The following is a 3,265-nucleotide window of genomic DNA, read 5'->3' on the forward strand; positions in this document are numbered from 1 at the left end:
CGCACCACGCCTTCGGTGAAATACAGCCACACCACCAGGCTCACCCAGCGGTAGGTGTACATGCGGTGCTTGAGCAGCCCGGCCAGCGGGAACGCCAGCGGCAGCGCCTTGAGCGCCAGCCAAGAGCCGCCGGGCCGCAGCGGGCTGAGCCACAGCTCCCAGGCCAGGCTGAGCACGATCAGGCCGAGCAGGCTGCCCACGGCGAGCCACCGGGTGGCCGCCACGTCGGGGGCGGCCGGGGCGCCAGTGCCGGATGCGGCGCGGTGCGCGCCGGGAGAGAGGGGGGAAGAGGCCATCGGGGTGGCATCATATCGGCCATGCCTTTAGCCCCACTCGCGCAGCGCTTCGAAGCCGTCCTGGCCGATCTGTCGCACTTTCCCTGGCGCACCACGGCGCATACCCTGCGCGAGCGCTTTCGCGAGGACCGCCTGGGCCTCACCGCCAGCAGCCTGACCTTCACCACGCTGCTGGCGCTGGTGCCTTTCTTCACCGTGGCGCTGGCCGTGTTCACCGCCTTTCCCATCTTCGGCACCCTGCAGACGGGGCTGCAGCGCTGGCTGGTGGACAGCCTGGTGCCGGACAGCATCTCGCGCCAGGTGCTGGGCTACCTCACGCAGTTCGCGGCCAAGGCCAGCGGCCTGGGCGTGGCGGGGTTTTCGATTTTGCTGGGCACGGCGCTGGCGCTGGTCCTGACCATCGACCGCACCCTCAATAACATCTGGCGCGTGCGCCGGCTGCGGCCCCTGGGCCAGCGCGTGCTGATCTACTGGGCCGTCATCACGCTGGGGCCCCTGGTGCTGGCGGCCAGCCTGGCGCTCACCACCTCGGTGGCGTCCTCGGCCTCGCGCGGCCTGCACGACGCGCTGCCCGATAGCGCGCGGCTGCTGTTCGATTCCATCGAATTCCTGCTGCTGGCCGGCGGCACCGCGGCGCTGTACCGCTACGTGCCCAACACGCAGGTCAAATGGCGCCATGCGTGGTCGGGTGGCGTGTTCGTCTCGGTGGGGATCGAGGTGGCCAAGAAGGTGCTCGGCCTGTACCTGGCCTCGGTGCCCACGTATTCGGTGCTGTACGGCGCCTTCGCGACGCTGCCGATCCTGCTGGTCTGGATCTACGTGGCCTGGGTGATCGTGCTGCTGGGCGCGGTGGTGGCAGCGTACCTGCCCAGCCTGCTCAACGGGGTGGCGCGCCGGGCGAGCGGCCAGGGCTGGACCTTCCAGTTGGCGGTGGAGGCGCTGCAGGCCCTGCACCGGGCGCACGAGACACCGGCCCGCGGGCTGCGCATGAGCGCGCTGTGCCAGGCGCTGCGCGTGGATGCGCTGCAGCTGGAACCCGTGCTGGAGGCGCTCACCGCCCTGGACTGGGTGGTGCAGGTCAACGAAACCGCCGCCGGCGTGCCCGAGACCGTGGAGCCGCGCTACCTGCTGGTGGCCGATCCCGCCGCCACGTCGCTGGAGCCGCTGGTGCAGCGGCTGCTGATCGAGCGGGCCGACAGCCTGGAGCGTTTCTGGGGCAACACGGGCGTGTCCGTGCTCAAGATGGCGGACGTGCTGCCCCGCCCGGCGTGAGTCACGGCGGGCATTTGCTATTGTTTTTGTAGCTATATGCCCTAGTGGAATATGCGCTGGAAGGCTTTTTGGCTCAAAGCCTGGTGGTGCAGGGGCTCAGTGCAGCATCAGCGCGCCGGCCGACTTGCTCTTGCCGGCACGGGCGGGCGGATTGCACAGGCCGCAGGTGTAGTTGCGGGCGTTTTCGTACAGCTCGGTGACGAACTGGCCGCTGCACTGCGAGCAGGCGGTGCGGGTCAGCATGCCGGCGTCCACGAACTTCACCAGGCGCCAGGCGCGGGTGAAGGACAGCAGGGGTTCGATCTCGGCGGTGGTGACCTGCTCGTTGTACAGGCGGTAGGCCTTGGTGAGCAGCTCCACCGAATCCAGGTCCACGCCCTTGGACAGGTATTCGTAGATGTTCAGGAACAGCGAGCTGTGGATGTTCTCCTGCCAGGTCAGGAACCAGTCGGTCGAGAAGGGCAGCTGGCCCTTGGACGGCGACTTGCCGGCGATCTCCTTGTACAGCCGGATCAGGCGCTCGTAGGACAGCGTGGTTTCCGACTCCAGTACCTGCATGCGGGCACCCATCTGGATCAGCATGGCGGCGCGTTCGATCTGCTTGGATTCGTTGAGGACGCTCTTGACGGGTGCGGACATGGCTGGCTTTCGAAGAAGGGTGGGCGGCGGCAGGCGGGCGAGGCGGTGAGGGCGGCGGGCGCTGCGCTCAGAGCACTTCGGACACGCGGCTGGCCATCAGGATGTTGGCGTGCAGCGTGTTGGTCGCTTCGTTGCCGACCTTCTTCGGGGTGTTGTGGTTGGTGAGCAAGCTCCACACCAGGTTGTCGTCCACCCGGAAGCTGCACAGCAGCGTGTTGCGGGAGGCCAGCTTGAGCACCTGAGCGGCCGACAGCGAGGCGAGGATGTCGGCGGCGTCTTCGTTCAGGCCCAGACGGAAAACAGCTTCCGCCTTGTCCTGGCGGATCAGGGTCTGTGCCAACATCAGGTAGGTGAGGTTGGCTTCGCGGATTTCAGCGAGAAGTTGTTCGGAGGTCATGGTGAATCCTTTTCCTTTAACCGATCTGGCGGGGTTCATGCGGTTTGCATGGTTTCGCGATCCGTTGAAATGGATTGTGAATTCAGCCCAATCAAAAATTAAGTCGGGGTTTGGATGTGCAGCGTGTCTGGTCGGCGCACCGCCCGTGTAGGAAGTTGCCTTACAAAATCCGCAGCGGCTGTCCCACCCTGGAGAGGGGGCCGCCTGCTGCACGGCCGGCCCTCCCGCAGGGGTCAGCCGCGCTCCACGGGGCGGTCAGGAACACTGCACCATTCGCTCCAGCTGCCGGCAAACAGCGTGGTTTTTCCGAAACCGGCCAGTTCCATGGCCAGGACATTCGGGATGGCGCTCACCCCGCTGCCGCACTGGTGCACCACCATGCCGGGCGCGCGGGCGCCGAGCAGGGCCTCGAACTCGGCGCGCAGTTGCGCGGCGGGCTTGAAGCGGCCATCCGGCCCGAGGTTTTCGCTGAAGGGGCGGTTCAGCGCGCCGGGAATGTGCCCGGCCACGGGGTCCAGCGGCTCGACCTCGCCGCGGTAGCGGGCGGGGGCGCGGGCGTCGATCACCGTCTGGCGGTCCTGCCCCAGGGCGGCCTGCACGTCCGCCGCGGTGGCCAACTGGCGCAGGGGCTCGCCCAGCTTGAAGTTGGACTGGAAATGCG

At 67.6% G+C, this 3,265-nt stretch carries 5 protein-coding genes; 1 reads left to right on the forward strand and 4 read right to left on the reverse strand.

The window, feature by feature from the left end; translation table 11 throughout:
- Positions 1–296, reverse strand: a 296-nt coding sequence (locus tag AC27IQ_RS20990; protein ID WP_487090649.1) for a DUF2069 domain-containing protein, incomplete at its 3' end; no start/stop codon positions are given.
- Positions 297–317: 21 nt separating this feature from the next.
- On the opposite strand from AC27IQ_RS20990, the gene AC27IQ_RS20995 reads away from it, so the two are divergent.
- On the forward strand, positions 318–1,568 hold the full coding sequence (locus tag AC27IQ_RS20995) for a YihY family inner membrane protein (protein WP_284428914.1): 1,251 nt from the start codon (positions 318–320) through the stop codon (positions 1,566–1,568).
- A gap of 96 nt (positions 1,569–1,664) precedes the next feature.
- Here the strand turns inward: AC27IQ_RS20995 and flhC are convergent, their stop codons facing one another.
- The 3 genes from flhC to AC27IQ_RS21010 all read right to left on the reverse strand — a co-directional run.
- Entirely contained in the window at positions 1,665–2,207 is a 543-nt protein-coding gene (gene flhC / locus AC27IQ_RS21000; protein WP_272564393.1) for a flagellar transcriptional regulator FlhC, read from the reverse strand.
- Between the two features lie 67 nt (positions 2,208–2,274).
- The gene (flhD, locus tag AC27IQ_RS21005) at positions 2,275–2,604 is read right to left on the reverse strand and encodes a flagellar transcriptional regulator FlhD (RefSeq protein WP_092740590.1); all 330 of its coding nucleotides are present in this window, start codon (positions 2,602–2,604) and stop codon (positions 2,275–2,277) included.
- Positions 2,605–2,837: 233 nt separating this feature from the next.
- The coding region (locus AC27IQ_RS21010; RefSeq protein WP_487090650.1) for a sulfurtransferase at positions 2,838–3,265 on the reverse strand (428 nt) is incomplete at its 5' end.

The organism is Acidovorax sp. KPB24-07 (assembly GCF_057543315.1).

What these genes read in the sequence shown, in the direction of transcription:
- AC27IQ_RS20995 (WP_284428914.1), top strand. Translation starts at nt 318, where the DNA reads ATGCCTTTAGCCCCACTCGCGCAGCGCTTCGAAGCCGTCCTGGCCGAT.
- flhC (WP_272564393.1), bottom strand. Translation starts at nt 2,207, where the DNA reads ATGTCCGCACCCGTCAAGAGCGTCCTCAACGAATCCAAGCAGATCGAA.
- flhD (WP_092740590.1), bottom strand. Translation starts at nt 2,604, where the DNA reads ATGACCTCCGAACAACTTCTCGCTGAAATCCGCGAAGCCAACCTCACC.